This is a genomic window from Parabacteroides sp. MSK.9.14, from assembly GCF_019041495.1.
In the GTDB taxonomy this organism is placed as follows: Bacteria; Bacteroidota; Bacteroidia; order Bacteroidales; family Tannerellaceae; genus Parabacteroides; species Parabacteroides merdae.
In genome coordinates, this window is the sequence record NZ_JAHPXO010000025.1 from 26,766 (window position 1) to 51,647 (window position 24,882).

17 protein-coding genes and 2 riboswitches are annotated in these 24,882 nt (G+C 46.2%); of the genes, 9 read left to right on the forward strand and 8 right to left on the reverse strand.

Annotated features, from left to right (window positions below):
* The first annotated feature begins 39 nt into the window (after positions 1-39).
* From KTG12_RS13745 to KTG12_RS13760, 4 genes are all read left to right on the forward strand, one after another.
* Positions 40-2,475 (forward strand): TonB-dependent receptor, encoded by a 2,436-nt coding sequence (locus KTG12_RS13745; RefSeq protein WP_022321357.1) that lies wholly within the window; start codon positions 40-42, stop codon positions 2,473-2,475.
* Between the two features lie 226 nt (positions 2,476-2,701).
* Entirely contained in the window at positions 2,702-3,907 is a 1,206-nt protein-coding gene (locus KTG12_RS13750; RefSeq protein WP_022321356.1) for a FecR family protein, read from the forward strand.
* A 97-nt stretch (positions 3,908-4,004) separates the two neighbouring features.
* The gene (locus tag KTG12_RS13755; protein ID WP_005633011.1) at positions 4,005-7,364 is read left to right on the forward strand and encodes a TonB-dependent receptor; all 3,360 of its coding nucleotides are present in this window, start codon (positions 4,005-4,007) and stop codon (positions 7,362-7,364) included.
* A 29-nt stretch (positions 7,365-7,393) separates the two neighbouring features.
* Positions 7,394-9,352: a RagB/SusD family nutrient uptake outer membrane protein gene (locus KTG12_RS13760; protein WP_155144154.1), complete on the forward strand. Its 1,959-nt coding sequence runs from the start codon at positions 7,394-7,396 to the stop codon at positions 9,350-9,352.
* 59 nt (positions 9,353-9,411) lie between these two features.
* Here the strand turns inward: KTG12_RS13760 and KTG12_RS13765 are convergent, their stop codons facing one another.
* Positions 9,412-9,948, reverse strand: a complete 537-nt coding sequence (locus tag KTG12_RS13765) for an RNA polymerase sigma factor (protein ID WP_005650715.1) — start codon at positions 9,946-9,948, stop codon at positions 9,412-9,414.
* 829 nt (positions 9,949-10,777) lie between these two features.
* Between KTG12_RS13765 and KTG12_RS13770 the strand changes: the two genes are divergently transcribed.
* The 5 genes from KTG12_RS13770 (at position 10,778) to KTG12_RS13790 (ending at position 17,424) form a co-directional block, all read left to right on the forward strand.
* On the forward strand, positions 10,778-11,866 hold the full coding sequence (locus KTG12_RS13770) for an acyltransferase (protein WP_005633020.1): 1,089 nt from the start codon (positions 10,778-10,780) through the stop codon (positions 11,864-11,866).
* Between the two features lie 220 nt (positions 11,867-12,086).
* Positions 12,087-12,293, forward strand: a riboswitch (cobalamin riboswitch).
* 46 nt (positions 12,294-12,339) lie between these two features.
* The gene (accC, locus tag KTG12_RS13775) at positions 12,340-13,857 is read left to right on the forward strand and encodes an acetyl-CoA carboxylase biotin carboxylase subunit (RefSeq protein WP_138273129.1); all 1,518 of its coding nucleotides are present in this window, start codon (positions 12,340-12,342) and stop codon (positions 13,855-13,857) included.
* 13 nt (positions 13,858-13,870) lie between these two features.
* A complete protein-coding gene (locus KTG12_RS13780; protein ID WP_005646738.1) occupies positions 13,871-14,410 on the forward strand; it encodes a biotin/lipoyl-containing protein in 540 nt (179 codons plus the stop codon).
* Positions 14,388-15,920, forward strand: a complete 1,533-nt coding sequence (locus tag KTG12_RS13785) for an acyl-CoA carboxylase subunit beta (protein ID WP_005633024.1) — start codon at positions 14,388-14,390, stop codon at positions 15,918-15,920. The genes KTG12_RS13780 and KTG12_RS13785 overlap by 23 nt, the downstream gene beginning before the upstream one ends.
* Before the next feature lie 154 nt (positions 15,921-16,074).
* Entirely contained in the window at positions 16,075-17,424 is a 1,350-nt protein-coding gene (locus KTG12_RS13790) for a threonine/serine exporter ThrE family protein (RefSeq protein WP_005646742.1), read from the forward strand.
* 38 nt (positions 17,425-17,462) lie between these two features.
* Here the strand turns inward: KTG12_RS13790 and nrdG are convergent, their stop codons facing one another.
* The 7 genes from nrdG to atpE all read right to left on the reverse strand — a co-directional run bounded on the left by nrdG (position 17,463) and on the right by atpE (position 24,859).
* On the reverse strand, positions 17,463-17,963 hold the full coding sequence (nrdG, locus tag KTG12_RS13795) for an anaerobic ribonucleoside-triphosphate reductase activating protein (RefSeq protein WP_005633029.1): 501 nt from the start codon (positions 17,961-17,963) through the stop codon (positions 17,463-17,465).
* 104 nt (positions 17,964-18,067) lie between these two features.
* A complete protein-coding gene (locus KTG12_RS13800) occupies positions 18,068-20,275 on the reverse strand; it encodes an anaerobic ribonucleoside triphosphate reductase (protein ID WP_046452522.1) in 2,208 nt (735 codons plus the stop codon).
* Positions 20,276-20,563: 288 nt separating this feature from the next.
* Positions 20,564-20,771: riboswitch (cobalamin riboswitch) on the forward strand.
* Between the two features lie 268 nt (positions 20,772-21,039).
* On the reverse strand, positions 21,040-21,897 hold the full coding sequence (locus KTG12_RS13805) for a F0F1 ATP synthase subunit gamma (protein ID WP_022321389.1): 858 nt from the start codon (positions 21,895-21,897) through the stop codon (positions 21,040-21,042).
* Positions 21,898-21,949: 52 nt separating this feature from the next.
* Positions 21,950-23,530, reverse strand: coding sequence for a F0F1 ATP synthase subunit alpha (gene atpA, locus KTG12_RS13810; RefSeq protein ID WP_122204886.1), 1,581 nt, complete (start codon positions 23,528-23,530; stop codon positions 21,950-21,952).
* A 14-nt stretch (positions 23,531-23,544) separates the two neighbouring features.
* Positions 23,545-24,087, reverse strand: a complete 543-nt coding sequence (locus KTG12_RS13815; RefSeq protein ID WP_138273131.1) for a F0F1 ATP synthase subunit delta — start codon at positions 24,085-24,087, stop codon at positions 23,545-23,547.
* Positions 24,088-24,090: 3 nt separating this feature from the next.
* Positions 24,091-24,591 carry a F0F1 ATP synthase subunit B gene (gene atpF / locus KTG12_RS13820; RefSeq protein ID WP_005633036.1) on the reverse strand — a complete coding sequence of 167 codons (501 nt, stop codon included), beginning with the start codon at positions 24,589-24,591 and terminating at the stop codon, positions 24,091-24,093.
* A gap of 13 nt (positions 24,592-24,604) precedes the next feature.
* Positions 24,605-24,859: an ATP synthase F0 subunit C gene (atpE, locus tag KTG12_RS13825; RefSeq protein ID WP_005633044.1), complete on the reverse strand. Its 255-nt coding sequence runs from the start codon at positions 24,857-24,859 to the stop codon at positions 24,605-24,607.
* Positions 24,860-24,882 lie beyond the last annotated feature (23 nt).

Genomic DNA, 24,882 nt, shown 5'->3' on the forward strand with positions numbered 1-24,882 from the left:
TACCACTTCCTATATTATTAATTTTTAAAAGACATCTCAATGAACAAAATTTATATACTTTTCCTATGCCTTTGCTATGCCGTTTCGGCAATAATGGCAAACACCTATAAAAATGATAAAGAAGTGACGAGCCCTACGGATGCCAATATTTTTGGGCATGTCGTGGATAAGGCGACCGGTGAACATTTGCCGGGAATAACGATCATCCTGAAAGGAACGACGATCGGTTCCGTGACCGATGACTCCGGGCATTATATGTTAAAAAATCTCCCCGAAGGAGAGTTTACGATCGAAGTCTCTTTTGTCGGCTTCAAGACAGTTACGAAAAAAGTAACGACCGGAAAAGGGAAGACGCAGGAACTGAATTTTGAGCTTGAAGAAGATTTGATATCGCTCGAAGGAGTGGTCGTCTCTGCCAACCGCAACGAGACGAAACGCCGTCTGGCGCCTACCCTGGTGAAGGTACTCAGCCCGACCGTGTTCGAAAAGACCAACTCCACGACTTTAGCACAAGGGCTGGTTTTCCAACCGGGCGTCCGGGTCGAAAACGATTGCCAGAACTGTGGTTACTCGCAAGTCCGCATCAACGGTATGGAAGGAAAATATACACAGATATTGATTGATTCCCGTCCTATCTTCTCTGCATTGGCTGGCGTGTACGGATTGGAACAAATTCCGGCCAATATGATCGAACGGGTCGAAGTGATACGGGGCGGAGGATCTGCTTTGTTCGGTTCGTCGGCTATCGCCGGAACAATCAATATCATAACGAAAGAGCCCATTCGCAATTCCGGTTCCTTTGGACATACGATTTCTAATCTGGACGGATCTGGAGCGTATGATAACAATACGACCCTCAACCTCTCGTGGGTATCGTCTGACAATAAGATGGGAGCTTATATCTATGGGCAAAACCGCTATCGTTCGGCCTGGGATTCGAATGGAGACGGCTTTTCCGAGCTTCCAAAGCTGAAAAATCAGACGATTGGTTTCAACGGCTTCTATAAGACCAGTGCCTACTCCAAATTGAATATTGAATACCATCATATGGAAGAATATCGTAGAGGCGGTAGTGGAATGAAACTTCCGCCGCATATCGCCGAAGACCCCGAGCTCAACGGAACAGGTGAGGCCGGGCTTGTCGAACAGTTACAACATTCGATTAATACGGGAAGCCTAAAGTTTAATCTTTTTACTCCGAACCAGAAACATAACCTCAGCTTCTATGCGTCCGGACAGCATATCCACCGTGACAGTTATTACAGCGCATATGGCCGGACGACGGATTTCACAGGAGTGATGGGAGCGCAGTATATCTACAGTTTTGACAAATGCCTCTTCATGCCTGCCGATCTGACGGGAGGTATCGAGTTCAGTCACGACGATCTGGACGATCGTGCCACCGACAAGCAGAAGTACCGGGAAGCGGCCCTGGCGGAAGATCCGACGGCTACCGGACAGCATTTGCAGGAACTGATCGAAAAATATACGCCGGCATCCTTGCATCAGATCATAAACGTATGGAGCGCCTATGCACAGAACGAGTGGAAAAATGATAAATGGAGCTTCCTTATCGGTGGGCGTGTCGATAAAAACAGCATTATGGATAAGGCTGTTTTCAGTCCACGTGCCAATGTGCGCTATAATCCGACAGCCGACGTCAATCTCCGGTTGAGCTATGCCGAAGGTTTCCGTGCCCCGCAGGCCTTTGACGAAGATTTGCATATCAGTAATGTCGGAGGTGCGCGCGTCTCGATCGTGCGGGATCCGAATCTGAAGGAAGAGCGTTCGCGGAGCGTGAACGGGTCTGTCGACTGGTATCATTATTTTGGAGATTTCCAGGTAAATATGTTACTGGAAGGATTCTATACGAAATTGAGTGACCCGTTTGTCTTGTCAGCCCCTGTAGAATCGGAAAATGGTTCGCTGGTGCAGACTCGCAGCAACGGTTCGGGGGCAAAGGTGTACGGTTCTACGCTGGAGGGAAAGATTGTCTGGAGGAATAAAGTACAGATACAGGCAGGTATAACGGTACAACGGAGTTTATATGACGAACCAGAGGAATGGAGCGCAGATAAGGAACATTTGACGGATGCGGAGCGGTATAGCGATAAAATTTTGCGTACTCCGAATCTGTACGGTTATTTCACTGCATCCTATACACCGGTAAAACCGTTTACAATAGCGTTTAACGGTAATTATACCGGGCGAATGTATGTACCTCATCTGATGTCTGAAGTGAATGGGACGGCGGATGTTTTGGTGAAGAGTCCGGATTTCTTTGAATTGGGAGTCAAGTTGAGCTATGATTTCAGGTTGACGGCAGCCATGACCTTGCAACTTAACCTGGGTATCCAGAACCTGTTCGATTCCTATCAGAATGACTTCGACAAAGGGGCAACCCGTGACTCCGGCTACATTTACGGTCCGGGAACTCCCCGCACCTACTATGCGGGGGCAAAGTTCAGTTTTTGATTTTCCTTTATGGACGCCTGTTCGTTATTTCATTTCCTTCTTATTTAAACTTTCGATTCAGGCGTCCATACGCGGGTTCTTTATGTTGTTGTAGATTGTAAAAGAATAGACGAAATTTTGGGAGAACTATGTCAAGATAAAAGAAAAATTGATCGTTAACAGTGTTTAACGAATAAGATGGGGTCATTTGGGGCGTTCTTTTGTCTTTTGGTAAAACAAACTCAAAGTGGAAGAACTGCGACATAGAAAAAATATAGACCAATTGTTACATGACAAATCTTTTATTCTTTGGTGTCTGTTTCCTACAGAGGAATCGGATAAACAATGGAAGGAGAATTATTTGTCACTTTATCCTGAAGAAGCGGAGACTTTGATGTTGGCTAGAGAGAAGGTTTGCCGACTTAAATTCAACCACGTACAACTTGCCTTTGCGGAAAAGACTGCATTGAAAAAAAGAATTCTGGATAATTACGAGAAACACCGTAAGCCTAAATATATTAGGTTAAGTTGGCTGTCTGCGGCTGCTTGCTTGTTGATATTCTGTTTTTTGGGATCTTTATACTTGCAGTATCAAGAAGTGTCGAATGTGGAATTGAGCACTTCGGTCTTAGCTGATGTCAAAGTGGATCCGGAACAAAAAGAAGTTGAACTTCATTTGTCAAAGGAAAAAATCCAGGTTACGGATAATTCTACAATTTCAGTCGATAAAAAGGGTAATGTACAAGTTGCTGAAATAGAAATAAAATCAATTGATCGAAAGCAACATTCTGAGCAGGAAAAAGAAGACGAACATCTGAACATGTTGAGTGTCCCAAATGGGCGACGATCTTCATTGATCTTGTCTGATGGGACAAAAGTATGGATTAATTCAGGAACGGTATTGCAGTTTCCTGAAACATTCGAGAAAGAGAAAAGAGTGCTCTATGTGAACGGGGAAATCTATATTGAAGTAGCCAAACATCCCCAATGGCCTTTTTATGTTAAAACGAATCAAATGGAAGTACAGGTTTTAGGTACTTCTTTCGGGATTACTGCGTATGATGACGAAATTTTCCAGACTGTCGTATTAAAAGAAGGAAGCGTCTTTGTTAAGAATAACCAGGGAAATGGACAGACAATTCAACCTAACCAATGTCTGATGGTTGAAAAAGAAGAAATGACCGTCAAGGACGTTGATGTTTATGATTATATCTCATGGATAGATGGTGTACTTCAATTTCATGAGAAAAGTTTACAAAAGGTGTTGAACAGCTTATCACGCTATTATCGTGTCCGTTTTGACTGCCCTATGGAGATTGGGCAGATAAAGTGCTCGGGTAATTTGGTCTTGTTTGATGACATTGACCAAGTCTTGCAGACACTTCAACGGACTCTCTCTATTTCTTTTAGCCATCGGGATGAAGTAATAAAAATAGAATATGTTCATAAATAATAAAAAGCCTATGAGAAAACATACAAAGTGAAGTTTAATTGAAACCAAGTATTTGGTAATATGAATCATGTGATTTTTTTTAATAATTTATGCTATCATGAAATATCAAAAATTAAAAAGAAATTTGTACACAGCATGCGTAGTCGCAAATTTATTTTTGATTCCTAGCCCTGTACTTTGGGCTGAACAATCATATGCGCAGTCTACGCGTTTGTCATTGGAATTATCCAACGCAACGATCAGTGATGTTTTTGCATCTGTTGAGAAAAATAGTGAATATCGTTTCTTTTATTCTGATGCAGTTCGTGCGGAATTATACCGGAATGTCGATGTGAATATTAAGAATAAAACCATTGACCGAATCTTATCGGAAGTTTTGGATGGTACGAATCTGACGTATTTCCTTAACGACAGGCAGGTGATGATTATCAGGAAAGAGGAAAAAACGCAGCAAGAGAAAAAAATATCAATCAACGGAACTGTCAGGGATGCCCAACAGGAACCTTTGCCCGGAGTCAACGTATTGGTCAAAGGTACGACTATCGGTACGACGACGGATATCGATGGAAATTATTTTATCAGCGTTCCCGATAAGAATGCAGTGCTAGTCTTCAGTTATATCGGCTTTGAATCGCAAGAAGTGAAGGTTGGTGGACAAATCAATATCAATGTCAATATGTCAGAAGAGTCTAATAGCCTTGATGAAGTGGTGGTTGTCGGCTATGGCTCTCAGAAAAGAGCTTCTGTAGTCGGTTCTATCACAGCGATAGAGCCTGCTCAGTTACAACAAGGGACTACCCGTGCCGTGTCTAACAATCTGGCAGGACAATTGGCTGGTGTGATTGCCGTACAACGTAATGGTGAACCGGGATCTGATGGTTCGGATTTTTGGATTCGCGGTATCTCTTCTTTTAAGGGGACTGGTGTTTCGCCATTGGTGTTGGTCGATGGGATTGAGCGTACGCTGGATGACTTGTCGGCTGCCGAAATCGAATCGTTTTCCGTACTAAAGGATGCAGCGGCTAGTGCTGTATATGGCGTACGAGGTGCAAACGGTGTCATCCTTGTGAAAACGAAGAGAGGTCAATTGGGGAAACCGAAAGTCAATTTCCATTTGGAACAAGGTTTTACCAAGCCGACACAGTTGCCTGATTATATCGGTTCGGTAGATTATCTTTCCTTGATGGATGAATTGTATATGGATGCCGGTAATCCGAATCCGCTTTATGGAGAGGAAATGATCAACAACTACCGTAATAATGTAGATCCGGAGTTATATCCGAATGTCAATTGGTTGGATGCCGTATCGAAAGACATGGCTTCCAATACGCGTGGAGATTTGACTATTACCGGTGGTAGCGATATCCTTCGTTATGCGTTGGTCGCATCGTATTATGGTGAACGAGGCATCTTTGTTCGGGATGAAAGTAAGGATTGGGATTCGTCTACACGCTTGAACAAATATAATATTCGTTCGAATGTGGATATCAATGTGACGAAGACGACTGTTGTGGGCATTAGTATCGGTGGTTACCTGCAAGAACAGAACGGTATGGCTGTCAGTGGACAGGATGTCTGGAATCATGCATTTGAAACGCCTCCATTCGTTCATCCGATCCAATATTCAGAGGGACGTGATGTACGTGTCCGGGAACGAACTAATCCATGGGCAGAAGCAACACAACATGGTTATCAGACAACATCCAGTTCCAAAGTTGAATCATTGTTCTCGGTTGAACAAGATCTGAAATTTATTACTCCCGGTTTGAAATTCAAAGGTCTGTTTTCTTTTGACCGCTATTCGAAGTCGTGGGTGAAACGGCATCGCACACCAACCTACTACAATCCGGCTACGGGCCGTGATGAGGAGGGTAACTTACTGCTGAGTGTCGGAACGGACGGACAGGAGTTCCTCGATACGGAAAACAAAGGCGAATGGGGTAATAAGGCTACTTACTTGGAAGGAAATATCACGTACGATCGTACGTTTGATGGGAAACATGCCGTCAACGCCATGTTTCTTTATAACCAACGCGACTATCAGGACGGCAATGTCGTCCCTTTCCGCCGCATGGGTATCGCCGGACGTGCTTCCTATACGTATGACAATCGCTACATTGCCGAATTTAACTTTGGATATAACGGCTCCGAAAACTTCACGAAAGGGAACCGCTTTGGTTTCTTCCCCTCTGTGGCTGTCGGCTATATGCTCTCAGAGGAAAAATTCATGGAGAAATACAAAGATACTTTTTCTAAGATCAAATTCCGTGCTTCTTGGGGGTTGACCGGTAATGACCAGTTGGATGGCCGTCGTTTTGCCTTTTTGCCGACCATTGATACGGATGGCAGTTATAAATGGGGAGTCAACAACGATTATAACCGTGCTTCCCGTTTTGAAGGAGAATTTGGGGTGATGAATCTGACTTGGGAAACGGTTGAGAAACTGAATGTCGGAACCGAAATAGGTTTATGGAATGCCTTGGATTTGCAAGTGGACTGGTTTAAAGAGCAGCGTCGGGACATCTTTATGCAGCGTAACAACATTCCGTCGGCAGCCGGATTCCGTAAAACGCCGTGGGCAAACTATGGTAAGGTGGATAATATCGGTGTGGATTTGTCGCTGACTTACAACCAACAGATTACAAAAGATTTGCATATCGGTTTTAGAGGTACGTTTACATATGCTCACAATACGATTGTCGAAATGGATGAAGCGCTCGGTGTTATGGGAACGAACCGCCAGCGGACGGGACATTCTGTGAACGAACTGTTCGGGTTAGTGGCAGACGGGCTCTTTACGGAAGATGATTTTGTTACTAATGATAAAGGGGATCTGGTGTTGAAAGAAGGTATTCCGTCGCATACGTTTAACAGTGTGCGTCCTGGTGATATTAAATATGTGGATATTGACGGTGACGGATCGATCACAAATAAGGATGAGGTTGCCATGGGAGGAACGGTCAATCCGGAAATTGTTTATGGTTTCGGGGCGACAGCTCGTTACAAGCAGGTCGATTTCAATGTCTTTTTCCAAGGAAACGGTAAGACTCATCGTTTCATCGGTGGTGTGGCTTCGAACTTCTTGCCCGGATCTTCACAAGGTGCAATGGGCAATGTCTTGACTAACTACAATGACCGCTGGACTCCGGAAAATCCGAGCGAAGATGTTTTCTATCCGCGCCTAAGCTATGGGGCGAATACGAACAACAGCCAGAATTCGACTTGGTGGCTGCGTAATATGAGCATGCTGCGTATGAAGGATATAGAAGTCGGATATACGTTGCCCAAACGTTGGATGAGTCGGATCGGATTGGAAAATATCCGCCTGTATGCTAAAGGGTCAAATTTATTGACATTCTCGGCTTTTGATCTCTGGGACCCGGAACTTGATACGCAGAACGGTGCGAAATACCCGATTATGAAATCTGTCTCATTCGGTATTGATGTTAATTTCTAATTTGAGTTTAAGTTTATAAAAATAGAATCATGAAACTGTTTAAATACATAACGATAGCTTTTTCAAGTCTTTTTATGTGTGGTTGTTCGGACTATTTGGATAATGCTCCGGATGATACGTTGACAATGGAAATGGTCTTCAATGATAGAACTCGTACAGAGGATTGGTTATCAGGTGTATATAATCGTATTCCAGATAATTATTGGGATTTGTTGAAAGTTTGGGGGTATGACTCGATGGGGGATGATTTGGATCCGTCGCAGCGTTGGTATCAATGGTGGGGGAATTCACTGAACTTCATCATCGGACAGTGGTTTACTAGTTCGACCTGGGATGCTGCCATTTGGAGTGCGAACCCGATTCGTATTCGTTCGGCTTATCTTTTCATTGAAAATGCTCACGCGTTGCCGGATCAGGGGGTGAGTGAGGCTAACATCGAACGGATGAAGGATGAATGTCGTTTTTTGATTGCCTATTATTATTGGCAAATGATTGAAGCTTATGGAAGTGTTCCTTTTTTCGATGGACTGGCAGATGTGAATGATCCGAATTTGATGCGTGGACAAATGCCTTTCGATGAAATGGTAGATTGGATTGATGCACAGTTGGTTGACCTTTCCAAGAAACTTCCGGCTTCTTACTTGAATGAATCTACACAATTTTATGGTCGTGCCACTTCCATCATGTGTTTGGCGGTTCGTGCCCGTATGTTGTTGTTTGCTGCAAGTCCGTTGGTAAATGGGAACGAATGGTATGCAGGTTTCAAAAATTATGATGGTAAATTCCGGTTCAGCCAAACTTACGATCCTGCAAAATGGAAACGTGCCGCAGATGCTAACCGGGAGTTGATCGAAGCAGCACATGCTGCCGGTCATGATTTGGTACGTGAATATAATGCCGATGGCAGTATTGATCCTTTCATGTCTTGTTATAATGTGTTTTTCCTGCGCGGCGATCAGAATCCGGAAGCTCTGTTCATCCGTTCCGACTGTAATTTCAGTGAGTTTGAAAAACATGCTACTCCGCGTGGAGCATCCGGTAACGGCGGTTTGGGTGTCTATCAGACATTGGTCGATGCCTTCGCCATGAAGGATGGTTCCCTTCCGATTACCGGTTATGATGGCAATTATGGAAAACCGATTATCAACAAGGAATCCGGCTATACGGAACGCGGTTTTTCTGCGCAAAAGGATATCCGTAAAACTAAGTACAATCTTTACCGTAATTGTCCGGGAGCTACAGTCGACTCGGTTGGCGCAGATGGTTGTACCTATAATCAAGTGGCTGCCTCCGGCACTTACAATATGTATGTCGGTCGTGAACCTCGTTTCTATTTGACGGTGATGTGGAATCGTCAGTGGTATCATCAGGCAGAACGTGAAGTACAAATGATGTCGAACGAACAAGACGGCGGTCCTACGCATGACGCTCCGCAAAACGGTTATCTGAACCGTAAGAAAGTCTCATTGGATCAAAACCAGCGTAACGGTATACATCCGTATCGTCCGGGTATCCTTTACCGTTTGGGCGAGGCTTATCTGAATTATGCCGAGGCTTTGAATGAGTGCGATCCGGGTAATCCTGACATCTTGAAGTATCTGAACTTGATTCGTGAACGTGCCGGTATGCCGCAGTATGGAACCGGAAAGGATAGTAATGGTTTTGATAAAATTCCATTGAACGGCCAGGATGAGGTGCGCGAAGCGATCTATCATGAACGTCGCGTAGAACTTTGCTGTGAAAACGGCTTGCGTTATTTAGACCTCCGTCGTTGGAAGAAAGCGGAAAAAGTGTTGAATCAACCTATGTATGGTATGAATTTCAGTGGAACGAAGTTGTCGGATGATCCAAATGATGATGCTGCATTCTTCAAGCGCACGCAATATATCAAACGTGTCTACGAGCGTAAATTCTATTGGTATCCGATCTATCAAGATCAAATAGATAAAGACCCGACACTTGTTCAGGCTCCGTTCTGGGACAAGTGAGAATGTACAAAAAGTTATTCGTAATGCTAAAGAGGGGCAAAACTGCCCCTCTTTATTGTTTATCTCAGGAACATCAGTAGAAACAATAGTTCAATTTTTCCTTGTTGCATACGTTCTATGGCACGGTAGATCATTTTTCGCACACTTTTGGGAGTGATATTAAGTATTTCGGAAATTTCTTGTATGGAGAGTGCTTTGATAAAGCGCAAATATATGACTTCCCGCTGCTTGTTTGTCAGTAAATTCAATAGGTTTTCAACCTCTTTCTCATAGTTTCTTCTTTCTTCTTCATCTTCCATTAAAGCTTCGGCATCAACTTCTATTTTGAAATCGTATTCGACTTCTTCATCTAAGCTAAGCCAGTTCGCCTGTTTACGTAAAGATGTTATTATCTTGTTCTTGAGAGCACTAAACAGATAGGATTTCGGAGAACCGAGAATTTCTATTTTATCAGCCGATTCAAACAAGTGCAAAAAGAGATCATGTATTGCATCTAATACAAAATCTTTTTCCACTCCGAAGGCTATTCCATAGGCGAACAACTCATCTATATAGTTCTCATACCATTTATCAATTTCTGATTTGATATTTGACATTTCGTATTGGTACAGTGAAATTCAAAACCGCAAAAATATAGAATCTCATTCGAATAGGCAATGAAATATCAAGGCTACGCACCAAAATTGTAATTGCCTTAGTTGTTCAACAGGGTGACCGTATCACAATTTTCTAAGGTCATGATCTCTATACGGAGTTTTCACAAATCCTCTATCACTCTATCACTACGAAGGTTATGGCTATTAATATTCAAGCGTTAGAGGCTGTGATACAGGACGTTTTCCTCTATCACTCCTCTATCACTTCTGACACATGGTGCTTTTGTCATATAATTGAAAACCAGCGTATTGCCTTCTTTCGCTTTTGAAAAAGCATATGAAATAATCGAATAAACAAATGTAAAAACGAATATAATAGGTATTAAATTGGAGAAATACGGTTCTTCATTTCACAAAAGTCCTCTCTTTTTTTAGCAGAAACAAGCAGATAATTCCGTAAACACCCCCATGTTGCCATCCTTAACATCCGGGTGTAGAGGGTCGGTACATCCGGGTGTAAGAGGGGGCAACATGGGGATGTCCGGCAACAAAAGTGCCTTGCCGGACAATCAAAACCACCCGGTTTTACCTATTTTATAGCCGTTTTTAGAGAAAAAGGCTCTGTTTTTTCTTTGGTATATTTCATGCGATTTCCGGGTTTTGGTGCGGTTGCCCTGGTTGTTCAAATCTGTTTGAGAGGATTTCCGGCTTTTTTCCTATCTTTACCGCCAATTAAGCAGTATCAGGAAAATTACGAAGATTTCCGCCATGAATGCATGCTTCGCCTAAAGAATTAAATCTCTTATTAATATAGTAATTAAGCAAAAAAATGAAACGTATAGTTTTTTTGGATTATGTACGCGTGTTCGCATGTTTCCTTGTTATGGTCGTCCACGCCAGTGAAAACTTTTACGGTGCCCCCGGTTCGACGGACATGGTGGGACCGCAAGCCTTTCTGGCAAATGAGTCAGACCGGCTATGGGTGTCCATATACGATGGGTTTTCGCGTATGGCCGTGCCGTTGTTTATAATAGTCTCCGCTTTTCTTCTTGCGCCGATGAAGGAAGGGCAGACCATGTGGCAGTTCTATCGTCGGCGTTGTATCCGCATTCTACCACCGTTTTTCATATTCATGATACTCTACAGTACTCTGCCGATGTTGTGGGGACAGATTGATGGAGCGACCTCGATCAAGGATCTGTCGCGGATATTTCTGAACTTCCCGACGCTGGCCGGGCATCTATGGTTTATGTATCCCTTGATCAGCATTTACCTGTTTATTCCTATCATCTCGCCCTGGTTGAGCAGAGTGACGGTCAAAGAAGAACGTTTCTTTATCGGGTTGTTTCTCTTGTCGACCTGTATGCCATATCTGAACCGTTGGTTCGGAGAAGTGTGGGGACAGTGCTTTTGGAACGAATACCATATGCTGTGGTATTTCTCCGGTTACTTAGGCTATCTTGTGCTCGCACATTATATACATGTCCATCTGACCTGGAACCGTTCCAAACGTTTTATTATCGGAATTGTTTCGATGCTCATTGGTGCAGCTATTACCATATATTCGTTCTATGTTCAGGCCGTTCCCGGAGAAATACTCCCCACGCCCGTGCTGGAAATAGGGTGGGCTTTCTGCACCATCAACTGTGTGTTGCTTACGGCCGGCACGTTCCTGATGTTCAGTTGTATTGAACTTCCCGAAACTCCGCGCTTCGTATTGGAACTCTCTAAACTCAGCTATGGGATGTATCTGATGCATATCTTTTGGCTCGGTCTGTGGGTGGCGGTGTTCAAGTCCGTCTTGCCGTTACCGACTGTTGCCGCCATTCCTGCGATTGCGACATGCACGTTCATTTGCTGCTTCGTGACAACCAAGGTTATTTCGCTCATTCCGGGCGGCAAATGGATCGTCGGGTAGAATATATTCGTTTGTTACTTTCGATTTTCACTTTGTAAGGGGTAAAAAGATCGTTATCCCTTCATTTATTCTAAAATCAGCGATAGCAATTCTGTAATCAGTGGCAGTGATTATATAATTGCTGTCGCTGATTTTGTAATTGCTGCCATTGATTACAGAATATTTCGTGTGTCCGTACCGAATTTTGGCGGTCGAAATAGAGCGTATCAGAAAAAAAGTTTACATTTGCCACCGAATCGGTTCTGTATTTCCCGTTCGGGAATATGGATTAAAAGGGAATCGGGTGTAAATCCCGGACAGTCCCGCTGCTGTGAAGCTCCGTTTTAACATCTTGGAACTACTTTCGCCACTGACTTGTTATAATTAAGTCGGGAAGGCTTCAGGATGGGAGTCAGTCAGAAGACCTGCCGTTCATTATAAGGTTCATATCCTCGTGGGTTAGGCTATGGATGCGAAACATAAATACAATAAATATGATAAGAAAAGTTCTGATTGCGAATCGGGGCGAGATAGCTGTGAGGGTTATGCGCTCCTGTCGCGAAATGGGGATACGGTCGGTGGCTGTTTTTTCGGAAGCAGATCGGACGGCACGTCATGTCCTTTATGCCGACGATGCGGTCTTGATAGGACCGGCAGCATCAAAAGATAGTTACCTGAATATCGAAAAGATCATCCGAGCAGCCAAGCAACACAAGGTGGATGCGATTCATCCCGGATATGGTTTCCTGTCCGAGAATGCGGATTTTGCCCGCCGGTGCAAAGAAGAAGGAATCGTCTTTATCGGCCCGTCGGCAGAAACGATGGAGGCGATGGGAGATAAAATATCCGCCCGCAAGCGGATGATAGACGCCGGCGTGCCGGTCGTTCCTGGCACGCAGCAGCCTTTGCAGGATGTTGGAGAAGCATGCCGGGTCTGCCGGGAGATCGGTTTCCCGGTCATGCTGAAAGCCTCGATGGGAGGCGGTGGAAAGGGAATGCGTCTGATCCATAAGGAAGAAGAGGTGGAAGAGGCTTACAACGCCGCTCGCTCGGAGTCGCTCTCTTCTTTTGGTGACGATACAGTTTATCTGGAAAAGTACGTGGAGGGACCACATCATATCGAGTTCCAGATTTTAGGCGACAATTACGGGAATGTGGTCCATCTCTGCGAACGCGAATGCTCTGTGCAACGCCGTAACCAGAAAATTGTCGAGGAAAGTCCGTCGCCGTTCATTACGCCGGAACTGCGGAAAGAGATGGGCGAGAAGGCGGTTGCGGCTGCTAAGGCCGTCGACTATTCCGGTGCCGGGACGATCGAGTTCCTGGTTGATAAACACCGTAATTTTTATTTTCTCGAAATGAACACCCGTTTGCAGGTGGAGCATCCGATTACCGAAGAGGTGTTGGGGCTCGACTTGGTAAAGGAGCAGCTTCGTATTGCCGACAACGAACCGTTGCATATCCGGCAGGAAGATATCTCCCAGCGTGGGCATGCTATCGAATGCCGGATCTGTGCCGAAGATACCGCCAACAATTTCATGCCATCTCCCGGCATTATCCGCCAGCTGACCGAACCGAACGGGATCGGAGTGCGAATCGACAGCTATGTCTATGAAGGTTATGAGATTCCGGTCTATTATGACCCGATGATCGGCAAGCTGATCGTGTGGGCTACCAGCCGCGAGTATGCGATCGAACGAATGAGGCGTGTCTTGCACGAATACAAGATTACCGGGCTGAAGACGAATATCAGCTATCTCAGGCGGATCATGGATATACCTGATTTTGTGCATGGAACCTACGATACATCGTTTATCGGAAAGCATGGCGAGGAGCTGCAACATCCGGTGAACCCCGGAGACGAGCATGAATCGGAAAATATCGCCATGATCGCTGCTTATATGGATTACCTGATGAACCTGGAGGAGAACGCATCGGGCTCTTCGGCGGACAACCGCCCGATCAGCCGTTGGCGTGAGTTCGGGTTGCAGAAAGGTGTGTTAAGGATTTGAAAAATTGTTTATAATGGAAATACATATTGGAAACCGGGTGGCTGATGTGGAGCTGCTTGGAAAGGATGGAAACAAGGTGCGGCTCGACATAGACGGACAACCCTACGAGGTGGATATCGTGATGGCTGAGAACGGGGCTTGTTCGATCTTGCATGACGGACATTCTTACAATGCCGAGCTGATCCGTTCGGGAGGAGGAAAGAACTATCAGGTCAACACGCTTTTCTCCTCTTATTCGGTCGACATAATCGATTCGCAGGCCAAATATCTACGTATGCGCAAGAACAGCGAAGAGAAGCAGGGCGACAAGGTTGTATCGCCGATGCCCGGAAAGGTCATGAAGATTCCTGTGAACGAAGGAGACCTTCTGTCTGCCGGGGATATCGTGGTGGTGCTCGAAGCCATGAAGATGCAGAGCAACTATAAGGTCAGCTCTGATTGTCGGGTACGTGAAATCCTGGTGAAGGAAGGAGACACGGTAAACGTGAATCAGGTGTTGATGACATTGGAAGTAATTAATCAGGAAGGAAATGCAGAAAGAAGAGATATATAAGAAGTTTGAAGAACTAGATAAAGTGGCTGCTCTGGGTGGCGGCGTAGTTCGTATCGATAAGCAACATGAGGCGGGGCGTATGACAGCCCGTGAACGTATTGATATGTTGCTGGATAAAGGTACGTTTGTTGAACTGGATAAGTTCGTGACGCATCGATGTACGAATTTCGGCATGGAGAAAAACAAGATTCCGGGAGACGGTGTCGTTTCTGGATATGGTAAGATCGAAGGTCGTCAGGTCTTTGTCTACGCCTACGATTTTACAGCTTACGGAGGAACGCTCAGTTCGACCAATGCCGCCAAGATCGTAAAGGTTCAGACGCTAGCTCTGAAAAATGGTGCGCCTGTGATCGCATTGAACGATTCGGGAGGTGCGCGTATCCAGGAAGGAGTCGGTAGCCTGGCAGGTTATGCGTCGATCTTCTATCAAAATACGATGGCCTCCGGGGTGGTTCCCCAGATTTCGGCTATCCTCGGTCCTTGTGCCGGTGGAGCTTGTTACTCGCCGGCACTGACCGATTTCATTTTTATGGTGAAAGAGAAGAGCCATATGTTCATAACCGGACCGGATGTCGTGAAGGCCGTTACGCATGAGACGGTGGAGAAAGAGGAATTGGGAGGCGCCTATGTGCATAGCAGTAAAAGTGGCGTGACGCATTTCGTGTGCGATACGGAGGAGGAAACGTTGATGAGTATCCGCGAGCTGCTGAGCTTCCTGCCGTCAAACAATATGGAGGATGCGCCGTCTCTCCCGTGTTCTGACGATATCCGTCGTGAAACGGAAACGTTACAGACGGTGATTCCCGATGATCCGAACGTGCCGTATGATATGAAGGACGTGATCGAGCCGGTGGTCGACAATCATTATTTTTTCGAAGTGATGTCTCATTTTGCAAAGAATGTGGTGGTCGGCTTTGCCCGTCTGGGTGGCCAGTCGGTTGGTATTGTGGCGAATCAGCCGGCTTTCCTAGCTGGTGTGCTGGATATCGATGCCTCGGACAAGGCGGCTCGTTTCATCCGTTTTTGCGATTGCTTCAATATCCCGTTGGTGACGTTTGAGGACGTACCCGGCTTTTTACCCGGCTGTCAGCAGGAGCATGACGGGATTATCCGCCACGGGGCGAAGATCGTTTACGCTTATGCCGAGGCGACAGTTCCCAAAATTACGTTGATTACGCGTAAAGCTTACGGCGGCGCTTATATCGTGATGTCGAGCAAACCGATCGGCGCCGACATCAACTTGGCTTACCCGATGGCGGAAATCGCAGTGATGGGAGCCGAAGGGGCTGTCAATATCCTGTACCGGAAAGCGGAAGGAGAAGAAAAAGCACAGGCTATGAAGGCATACAATGAACAGTTCTCGAATCCTTATCGAGCAGCCGAATTAGGATTTATCGATGAGATCATCATGCCCCGTCAGACACGTTACAAGTTGATACAGGCGCTTGAAATGGCAAAAAATAAGAGCCAGAGCAATCCGCCAAAGAAACATGGCAATATGCCTTTGTAAATCAAGGACGTCGATTTGAAAATTATAAATAACTAACATGGTGAACAAAAGAATCATTCGACAGAATCAATAGAATTGATTAGAGGAAGGCTTGCTTGTGAAAGTCAGCCTTCTTACTTTTGTGCCCGCATTTAATAGAGAAAAGACAAAAAGGATGGAAAAAGAGACTTTGACAGACCGGGAGGTTTTGTTGTTACGGAGAAAACTGGACTTATTACTCCGTACGGGAAAATTGCTGATGGAGAGTGCCGCGGATACGAACCGCATCGAACGGAACATGAAGCGTGTGGCTGCTTTTATGGGGATTCCTGAAGAAAAGCTTCATCTGGATATCAGATGGACGATGATTATGGTGAATGTGAGCGACGAGACACATTCCTTTTCAAAATTTCAGAAGTGTGAGAAGCATGGTATCAATATGACGACCATTACGGAGGTCAGCCATCTGTCATGGAAGGCGATTGAACAAGACTATTCGTTGGACCAGTATGAGGAAGAGCTTGAGCGGATTGCGCGTAAACCTCGTAACTATATGCCTTACCTGGTGGCAATCGGTGCCGGGTTTGCTTGTGGCGGTTTCTGTAAGTTGTTCGGCTGTGACTGGATCGCGTTTTTGTTCGCTTCTATTTGTGCATTTGTCGGATTCCGTGTCCGAGCGCGTTGTATCGAGTTCGGGATAAATGTGTATATGAGTATTGCGATTGCGGCGTTTGTGGCGACTTGTCTGGCGTATGCTTCTTCTTTTTCGGGGCTGTCATCCACGCCTTACCATCCGTTGCTGGCTTGTGCTCTGTTTATCGTGCCGGGAGTACCGTTAATCAATTTTGTGGATGACATGATTGACAATCATTTGCTTGTCGGGATTACGCGGGCGGCCAATACGATGATGATGGTCGGAGCGATGACGTTCGGGATTGCTTTTGCCATGCGGGTGTTGGTAATGAACGATATAGAGATCGACCATAAGTTCAGTGAATTGAGCATGGTGCCGCACGATCCTTATTATATTTATGCCATTGCAGCGGCTATTGCAGCGATGGGTTTTTCAATGATTTTCAATATCCAGCGACGTTTGTTGTGGGTTGTGGCTTTAGGGGGGATCATTGCAGTGTGTACCCGTAATTTTGTGAATTTTGAGTTGGGATATGGTCCGGTGATCGGTTCGTTTATGGGAAGTTTTGTCGTGAGTCTGATTGCGGTAAAGGCGGTTCATTGGTTCGATGTCCCCAATCATGTGTTAACGATCCCGTCTGTTATCCCGATGATTCCGGGAGTACTGATGTATCGTTCGTTGTTTGCTTTTATCAACCTGCACGGGGTGATTGGTGAAGTGACCAATGCTTTTGCTAACGGGATCAATTCGGCTTTAATTATCCTGTGTATCTCTTTAGGTGTTGCCGTTCCGAATATCTTCGCTCGTCGCTACATTGCCAAAGACCGCCAGCGTTATCTTGAAGAAGAACTTGAAAAACGCAGGCAGCGTGGTAAGTTCATTGAATGGTAAGGAGATTCATGAATTATGATTTATGAGTTATAAAAGATTCATAAATCATAATTCAGTTCCAACAAGACAGTCTTGTTGGCTTTTAGGGAAGCTTTGACATCGATCAGGCGTTGGTTGCTGCTGCCACGGAAAAGAAGGCTTTCATCGCGTAGGGCTTGTTTGAATTTACCATCTACCAAGACGTCGATGTATTTGAGCAGCTCTGCCTGTTTCGGATTGTCCAGAAGACGTTCGAAAGTATAGCCGGTATAACACCAGATGTTTTTCCGGCTTTTTTCTTTGATCGCCTGTGCCAGCTTGGTGAAACCTTCCGGTTGGAACATGGGGTCGCCGCCGCTGAAGGTCACGTTGGCAAAGTCGTCTGCCAAGACCTTCGTTAGAATCTCTTCCGTCGATATTTGTTTCCCCTTTTTTATGTCCCACGATTCGGGATTATGACAGCCAGGACAAGCGTTCGGACAACCTGCCGCATAGATCGCGGTCCGGAATCCCGGACCGTCGACAGTTGTATCTTCTATGATATCAATGATGGAAAGCACTTTGGAATTTGAAAATTAAGAATTGAAAAATAAAATGCTTGACTTATAAGCTTCAATTCTTGGTTTATAATATAACTGTTTATATCTCTCGCAATCTTCAATTTTTAATTATGGACGACCCTGTCGTTCAGTTCTGCCAGTTTCGCTTTGTTCCAGCGATCTGTCGTACCGACCAGGTAACCGGTGATGCGCTGTAGTTTGTCGAGATGGGTGCTGCCGCATTTCGGACATTTCTCCAAATGGGTTTCCGCATTTTCGTAGCCGCAGTCGAGGCAGCGGTTACGATTGTGGTTGACGGAACCGTAGCCAATATTATAACGGTCCATCATATCGACAACTTGCATGATCACTTCCGGGTTATGGGTCGCGTCTCCATCCATTTCGACATAGAAGATATGGCCTCCGCGTGTCATCTCGTGATAGGGAGCCTCCACTTCTGCCTTGTGGCGGGCGCTACATTTGTAATAAACGGGTACATGGTTGGAGTTTGTATAGTAGTCGCGGTCCGTGATACCGGGCAACGAACCGAATTTCTTACGGTCACGACGGGTAAATTTGCCCGACAAGCCTTCGGCCGGTGTTGCCAGTACGCTGTAATTATGCTGGTATTCCTCTGAAAACTGATTGGCCCTGTTACGGATATAGCTGACGATCTTCAGGCCTAACTCCTGCGAAGCCGCATCTTCGCCGTGGTGTTTGCCGGTGAGGGCGACCAGGCATTCTGCCAGGCCGATAAAACCGATCCCCAATGTACCCTGATTGATAACGGGTGCGATCGTGTCGTTCGGTTTCAATTTCTCGCTACCCAGCCAAAGAGATGACATCAGCAACGGGAACTGTTTGGCATATGCCGTTTTTTGGAATTCCATGCGCTCGTGTAGTTGGCGGGCGGTTATATCCAGCATGTGGTCGAGCTTGGCAAAGAATTGGGCGATCCGTTCTTCCTTGTTTTCAATGTGCATGCATTCGATAGCGAGGCGTACGATATTGATTGTCGAGAAAGAGAGGTTACCGCGGCCGATAGATGTTTTCGGACCGAAGCGGTTCTCGAATACACGCGTGCGGCATCCCATGGTCGCAACTTCGTGCATATAACGTTGCGGATCATCGGCACGCCAGTCTTCGCTCTGGTTGAATGTCGCGTCGAGGTTGAGGAAGTTCGGGAAGAAACGGCGAGCTGTAACCTTGCAGGCAAGCTGGTAAAGGTCGTAGTTACGGTCTTCCGGCAGATAGCTTACCCCGCGTTTCTTTTTCCATATCTGAATCGGGAAGATGGCCGTTTCGCCATTGCCGACTCCGCGATATGTGCTTTTCAATATCTCGCGAATGATACAGCGTCCTTCGGCAGAAGTGTCCGTTCCGTAATTGATGGAACTGAATACTACTTGGTTGCCTCCACGAGAATGGATGGTGTTCATATTGTGGATAAAGGCTTCCATCGATTGATGCACGCGGCTGACAGTTTTATTGACGGCATGTTGGATGATACGTTCATCGCCACTCAATCCTTCGAGCGGACGATTCACATAGTCATCCAGTTTCTGCTGGTAGAGATGTGAATAATTCTGTCCGTTCAGTTCTTCTAGGTTCTTGATTTCTTCGATAAAACTATTGCGCACGTAAGGAGCCAGATAGAAATCGAATGCCGGGATCGCCTGACCACCATGCATTTCGTTCTGGGCTGTTTCGAGCGAGATACAGCCTAAAATACTGGCTGTTTCGATACGCTTTGCCGGGCGTGATTCGCCATGTCCGGCTGAAAAACCGTATTTCAGGATGTGGTCCAACGGATGTTGTACGCATGTGAGGCTCTTGGTCGGATAATAGTCTTTATCATGGATATGCAGATAGTTGTTTTCTACCGCCTCCTTGACCTCTTCGCTCAACAAGTAATCGTCGACGAACGGCTTGGTCGTTTCGCTGGAGAACTTCATCATCATGCCGGCGGGCGTGTCAGCATTCATATTGGCATTCTCGCGGGTGATGTCGTTGGATTTGATATTGATGATCTCCAGGAACATATCGCGTGTCTTGGCTTTGCGGGCGATACTGCGCTGGTTACGGTAAGCTATGTATTTTTGTGCAACGTCTTTGCGGCTACTGTTCATCAGTTCCAACTCGACAGCGTCTTGGATGGCTTCGACAGTCATTTGCGAGTCGCCTTTGAAAGAAATATGATCCGTGATCTGGCGAACCAGCTCCCGGTCTTCCCCGTTTTCTGTGTGCAACATCGCTTTGCGGATAGCTGTTGCTATCTTTTCTTCGTTGAATCCAACGATACGTCCATCACGTTTAATAACTGTCTGAATCATGATAAATTTATTATTGAGGTTTGTGAATTTTGTAGTTGCAAAAGTATATAGTATAACAATATGGTAAACTTTTTGGAAAACTTTTATGTGGTTAAAATATGTCAATTTGCTGATATACAATTATAAATTTTGAGTAATTGGAAAACTTTAAATGACTATCATGTTTTAATGTTGTCCAAAAGTGTATATCTTTTTCAACTTTTCGTGTATAATGTGGAAAACTTCTGAAGGAAGTGTTAACGTGAAAAAATAACTTGGAAAAGAGATACACGCTATGCTTTTTTTGTCTAATTTTGTCTTCGGATCGGTTTCGTATGATCAAATCAGATGATACGGATTAAAAGGGAATCGGGTGAAAATCCCGGACAGTCCCGCTGCTGTGAAGCTCCGTTTCAACATCCTGAAAACTACTTTTGCCACTGGCTTATGGTTATAAACCGGGAAGGCTTCGGGATGGGAGTCAGTCAGAAGACCTGCCGTTCATTAAAGGCTATTCTTTCCTCGTGGGTTAGGAGAATGGTTCGAAAATGTTTCTAACTTCATAAATAGTAAAAAGATGGAAAAACTTTGCTTGTGTTGTGGCACAAAGTTTTCCGGCAATATTGATTTATTGTCAGGCGACTTTGCTGCTACTTATTTTTCTATACATAAATAGTATTGTTATTCGTTGTTAGAATATTGTTCAATAGTAATTAAAGTAAGAAGCTCCGTCGAAGTGATTCGCCGGAGTTTCGTGTCTTTTAAGCGCATAGCCGGATGTTTTTTTACTGTCCTCCCATAATATCCAACAGCTCGTTGGTGATAGCCTGCTGGCGGGTTTTGTTATATTGCAAGGTCAATTCCTGGATCAGGTCGTTGGCATTGTCGTTGGCCGTTTGCATCGCCATCATGCGGGCGGCATGCTCGGATGTCGTTGTGTCGAGTAATGTCGTGTAAATCGTTAAGTTGAGCAGCTTCGGAAAAAGCAATGCCTGAAGGCTTTCCGGCGACGGTTCCAGGATGTAATCGGTTGTCGGGACGGTGTTTTCAACCGAGGCCTGTGGCAGGGTGACCGGCAGATAGACTTTATGGGTCAATACCTGTGTGGCCATATTCTTGAAATGATGGTAAAGCAGCTCCACTCGATCGGCCTTACCCGAAGAAAAGATCTCCATCAGTTTTCCGGCGAGGCGGACAGCCTCTTCGTACGAAGGTTTCTCTCCTAAATGCAGGAAATCGTCTTCAGTCGTATAGCCAGCCTTGTGCAATTCGTCGGCAATCTTTTTCCCGATGGGGTAGAGGCAGACGGCGGTGTGTTGTGCTTCTAATTCGTGCAAACGGGCAGATAGCTCTTTCCATACGTTGGCATTGAACGTGCCGCATAGTCCGCTGCTGGATGAGAAAACGGCGATAGCGACCTGTTTCACCTCACGCTTTTCAGTGTAAGGTGATTCCAGATCGCATTCCGCATCTAAAAGACCGTTTAAGATGGCGGAAAGTTTGTTTGCATAAAGGAGTGTGTGTGCGGTTTGCGTCTGGGTATGATGGAGTTTCGCTGAAGATACCATTTTCATGGCTGCGGTGATCTTTTGCGTACTCCGGATAGACGCGATCCGAACTTTTATTTCTTTTAATGATGCCATAATCCCTTTTTTTAATTGACAATTAGGTGTCGCTTGTTGTAATTGTCCATTGTCAATTGTTCATTGTCAGTTGTTTTGCTGTTTCTTCCAGTTTCTTCCGGATATCGTCGTTGATGGTTCCGGTTTTCAGGATGTCCAGTACGTCGTGCTGGTGTGATGTATGCAGTTCGTGCAGGAATTCCTTTTCGAAGTCGTGCACTTTATCCAACGGGACTCCTTTCAGCAATCCCTGTGTACCGCAGTAGAGGATGGCGATCTGCTCTTCTACAGGCATCGGGCTGTATTGGGGCTGTATCAGCAGTTGCGTGTTCTTTTGTCCTTTGTCGATCGTGAAAGCCGTTACAGCATCCATCTCTCCGCCGAATTTGGAGAATGATTCCAGTTCGCGAAACTGTGCCTGGTCGATCTTCAGCGTTCCAGCCACCTTCTTCATCGCTTTTAGCTGGGCGTTACCTCCTACACGAGATACCGAGATACCGACGTTGATAGCCGGACGGTTTCCTTGGTTGAAGAGGTCAGTTTCGAGGAAGATCTGCCCGTCGGTAATGGAGATGACGTTCGTCGGGATGTAGGCTGACACGTCACCCGCCTGGGTTTCGATGATCGGCAGGGCAGTCAGGGAACCGCCGCCTTTTACCTTATCCTTCATGCTGTCCGGCAGGTCGTTCATCTGCCGGGCCACTTCGGGCTGATTGATGATCTTGGCAGCTCGTTCGAGCAGACGGGAATGCAGGTAGAAGATATCTCCCGGATATGCCTCGCGTCCGGAAGGACGGCGCAGGATCAGGGAGACCTCTCGATAGGCGACTGCCTGTTTCGAAAGGTCGTCGTAGACAACTAAAGCATGACGTCCGCTGTCTCGGAAATATTCACCGATGGCGGCACCCGCAAAAGGAGCGAAATATTGCATGGCTGCCGGATCGGATGCTGTCGCGCTGACAACGATCGTATAGTCCATCGCGCCTTTTTCTTGCAACGTGTTGACAAGCGAGGCGACGGTAGAACCCTTCTGTCCGATTGCTACATAGATGCAGTAGACCGGATTTCCGGCTTCGTAGCTGCTGCGTTGGTTGATGATCGTGTCGATGGCGATGGAGGTCTTTCCGGTCTGGCGGTCTCCGATGATCAGTTCGCGCTGTCCGCGTCCGATCGGGATCATCGCATCGACAGCCTTGATACCGGTCTGTAACGGTTCATTGACGGGCTGGCGGAAGATAACCCCCGGCGCCTTGCGTTCGAGTGGCATCTCGCAGGTCTCTCCCGTGATTTCCCCTTTTCCGTCGATAGGGTTTCCGAGCGGGTCGATCACACGTCCGATCATACCTTCGCTGACATTGATGGAGGCAATACGTCCTGTGCGTTTGACGATGTCGCCTTCCTTTACCTGGTCTGTTGGTCCCAGCAGGACAGCTCCCACGTTGTCCTCTTCCAGGTTCATCACGATCGCTTCCATCCCGTTGTCGAACTGCAGGAGTTCGTTAGCCTCGGCATTGTCGAGACCGTAAATCCGGGCTACGCCATCGCTCACCTGGAGCACCGTACCTACTTCTTCCGTCCGGATACCGGTACTGATCCCTTCCAATTGCTGGCGCAGGATGGCGGAAACTTCACTCACTTTTATCTGATCTGTCATACTTCTTTCTGTTTTTATCTGTTTTCGAGTAACCGGCTACGGATATCCCGTAGCTGTGTCGCATAGCTGGCATCTATCCGGTAGTTCCCGATACGCAGGCGGAAACCGCCGATCAGTTCCGGTTGTACAATGCCGGAGAATTCGATGGTGCTGCCTGTCTCTTCCTTCAGCTTGTCCTGGAGATGTACTTTCACCTCCTCGCTTACCGGAACTGCGGTACTGAACTGCACGCGGGTGATGCGTTTGTCTTTCCGGTACAGGTGGATATAGATATGCGCCATGAAGAGCAGGAGGCTTTCCCGTTTATGTTCCAGTACGAGGTGCATGAAACGTTCATACAAGTCGGAGACCTCTATGCCGCCTGCCGCTGTCAGCAGCTTGAGCTTTTCCTCTGCCGGGAGGATCGGATTGCCAAGGGCGACCCGCAGTCCGGGTTCGAGCGAGAAGCTGTCTGCCAGCATCTTCATATCATCGTATACCCGCGTTTCCAGTCCTTTCTCCTTCGCTAAGGAGAAAAGGGCTTTCGCATACCGGGAAGAGATTGTTCCTATATCCATACGTTACGATTTACAAAACGATACCTCATCCAACAGCCGGTCGATGATTTGTTGTTGTTCCTTGTCGCGGCTGATCTTTTCTTTCATCACCTTCTCTGCTATGGCGATCGAAAGGTCGGCAATCTCGGAACGGACCTCGCGGATTGCTTTCTCCTTCTCTTCGCGGATACGTCGGGCTGCCTCTTCCACCTGCAAACGAGTTTCGGCGGCAGCTTTCCGGTGAGCTTCGTCGATGATTTGTTCCTTTTCGGCAAATGCTTCTTTCAGGATGGCATTCTGTTTTTCCTTTGCTTCGGCAAGTATCCGGGCCCCTTCGGCCTGGATATTGGCAAGCTGTTCATTCGCCTGGCGAGCCGTTTCAAGAGAGTTGTCGATGTAGGCTTTCCGTTGTTCCACTGCCTTGATGATGACAGGAAATCCGTATTTGGAAAGGATGACAAAGACAATCCCGAATGAAACGATCATCCAGAACAGAAGTCCCGAATCCGGTGTTAATAATGACATAACCTGTTACTTTTTATTGGAACAAAGCCAGGAAACATACCACGATGGCAAACAACGCCACACCTTCAACCAGAGCTCCCATGATCAACATCGAGGTACGGATCTCGCCCGCTGCAGAAGGCTGGCGGCCGATTGCTTCGACAGCTCCTTTTCCGATCAGACCGATACCTATACCTGCACCGATAGCGGCAAATCCCGCTCCGATTGTTGCTCCCATCTTCGCTATGCCCATTCCGGCAGCTGCTTGTAATAAAATAGTCGATAACATTGTGCTTTAAACTTTAAATTAGT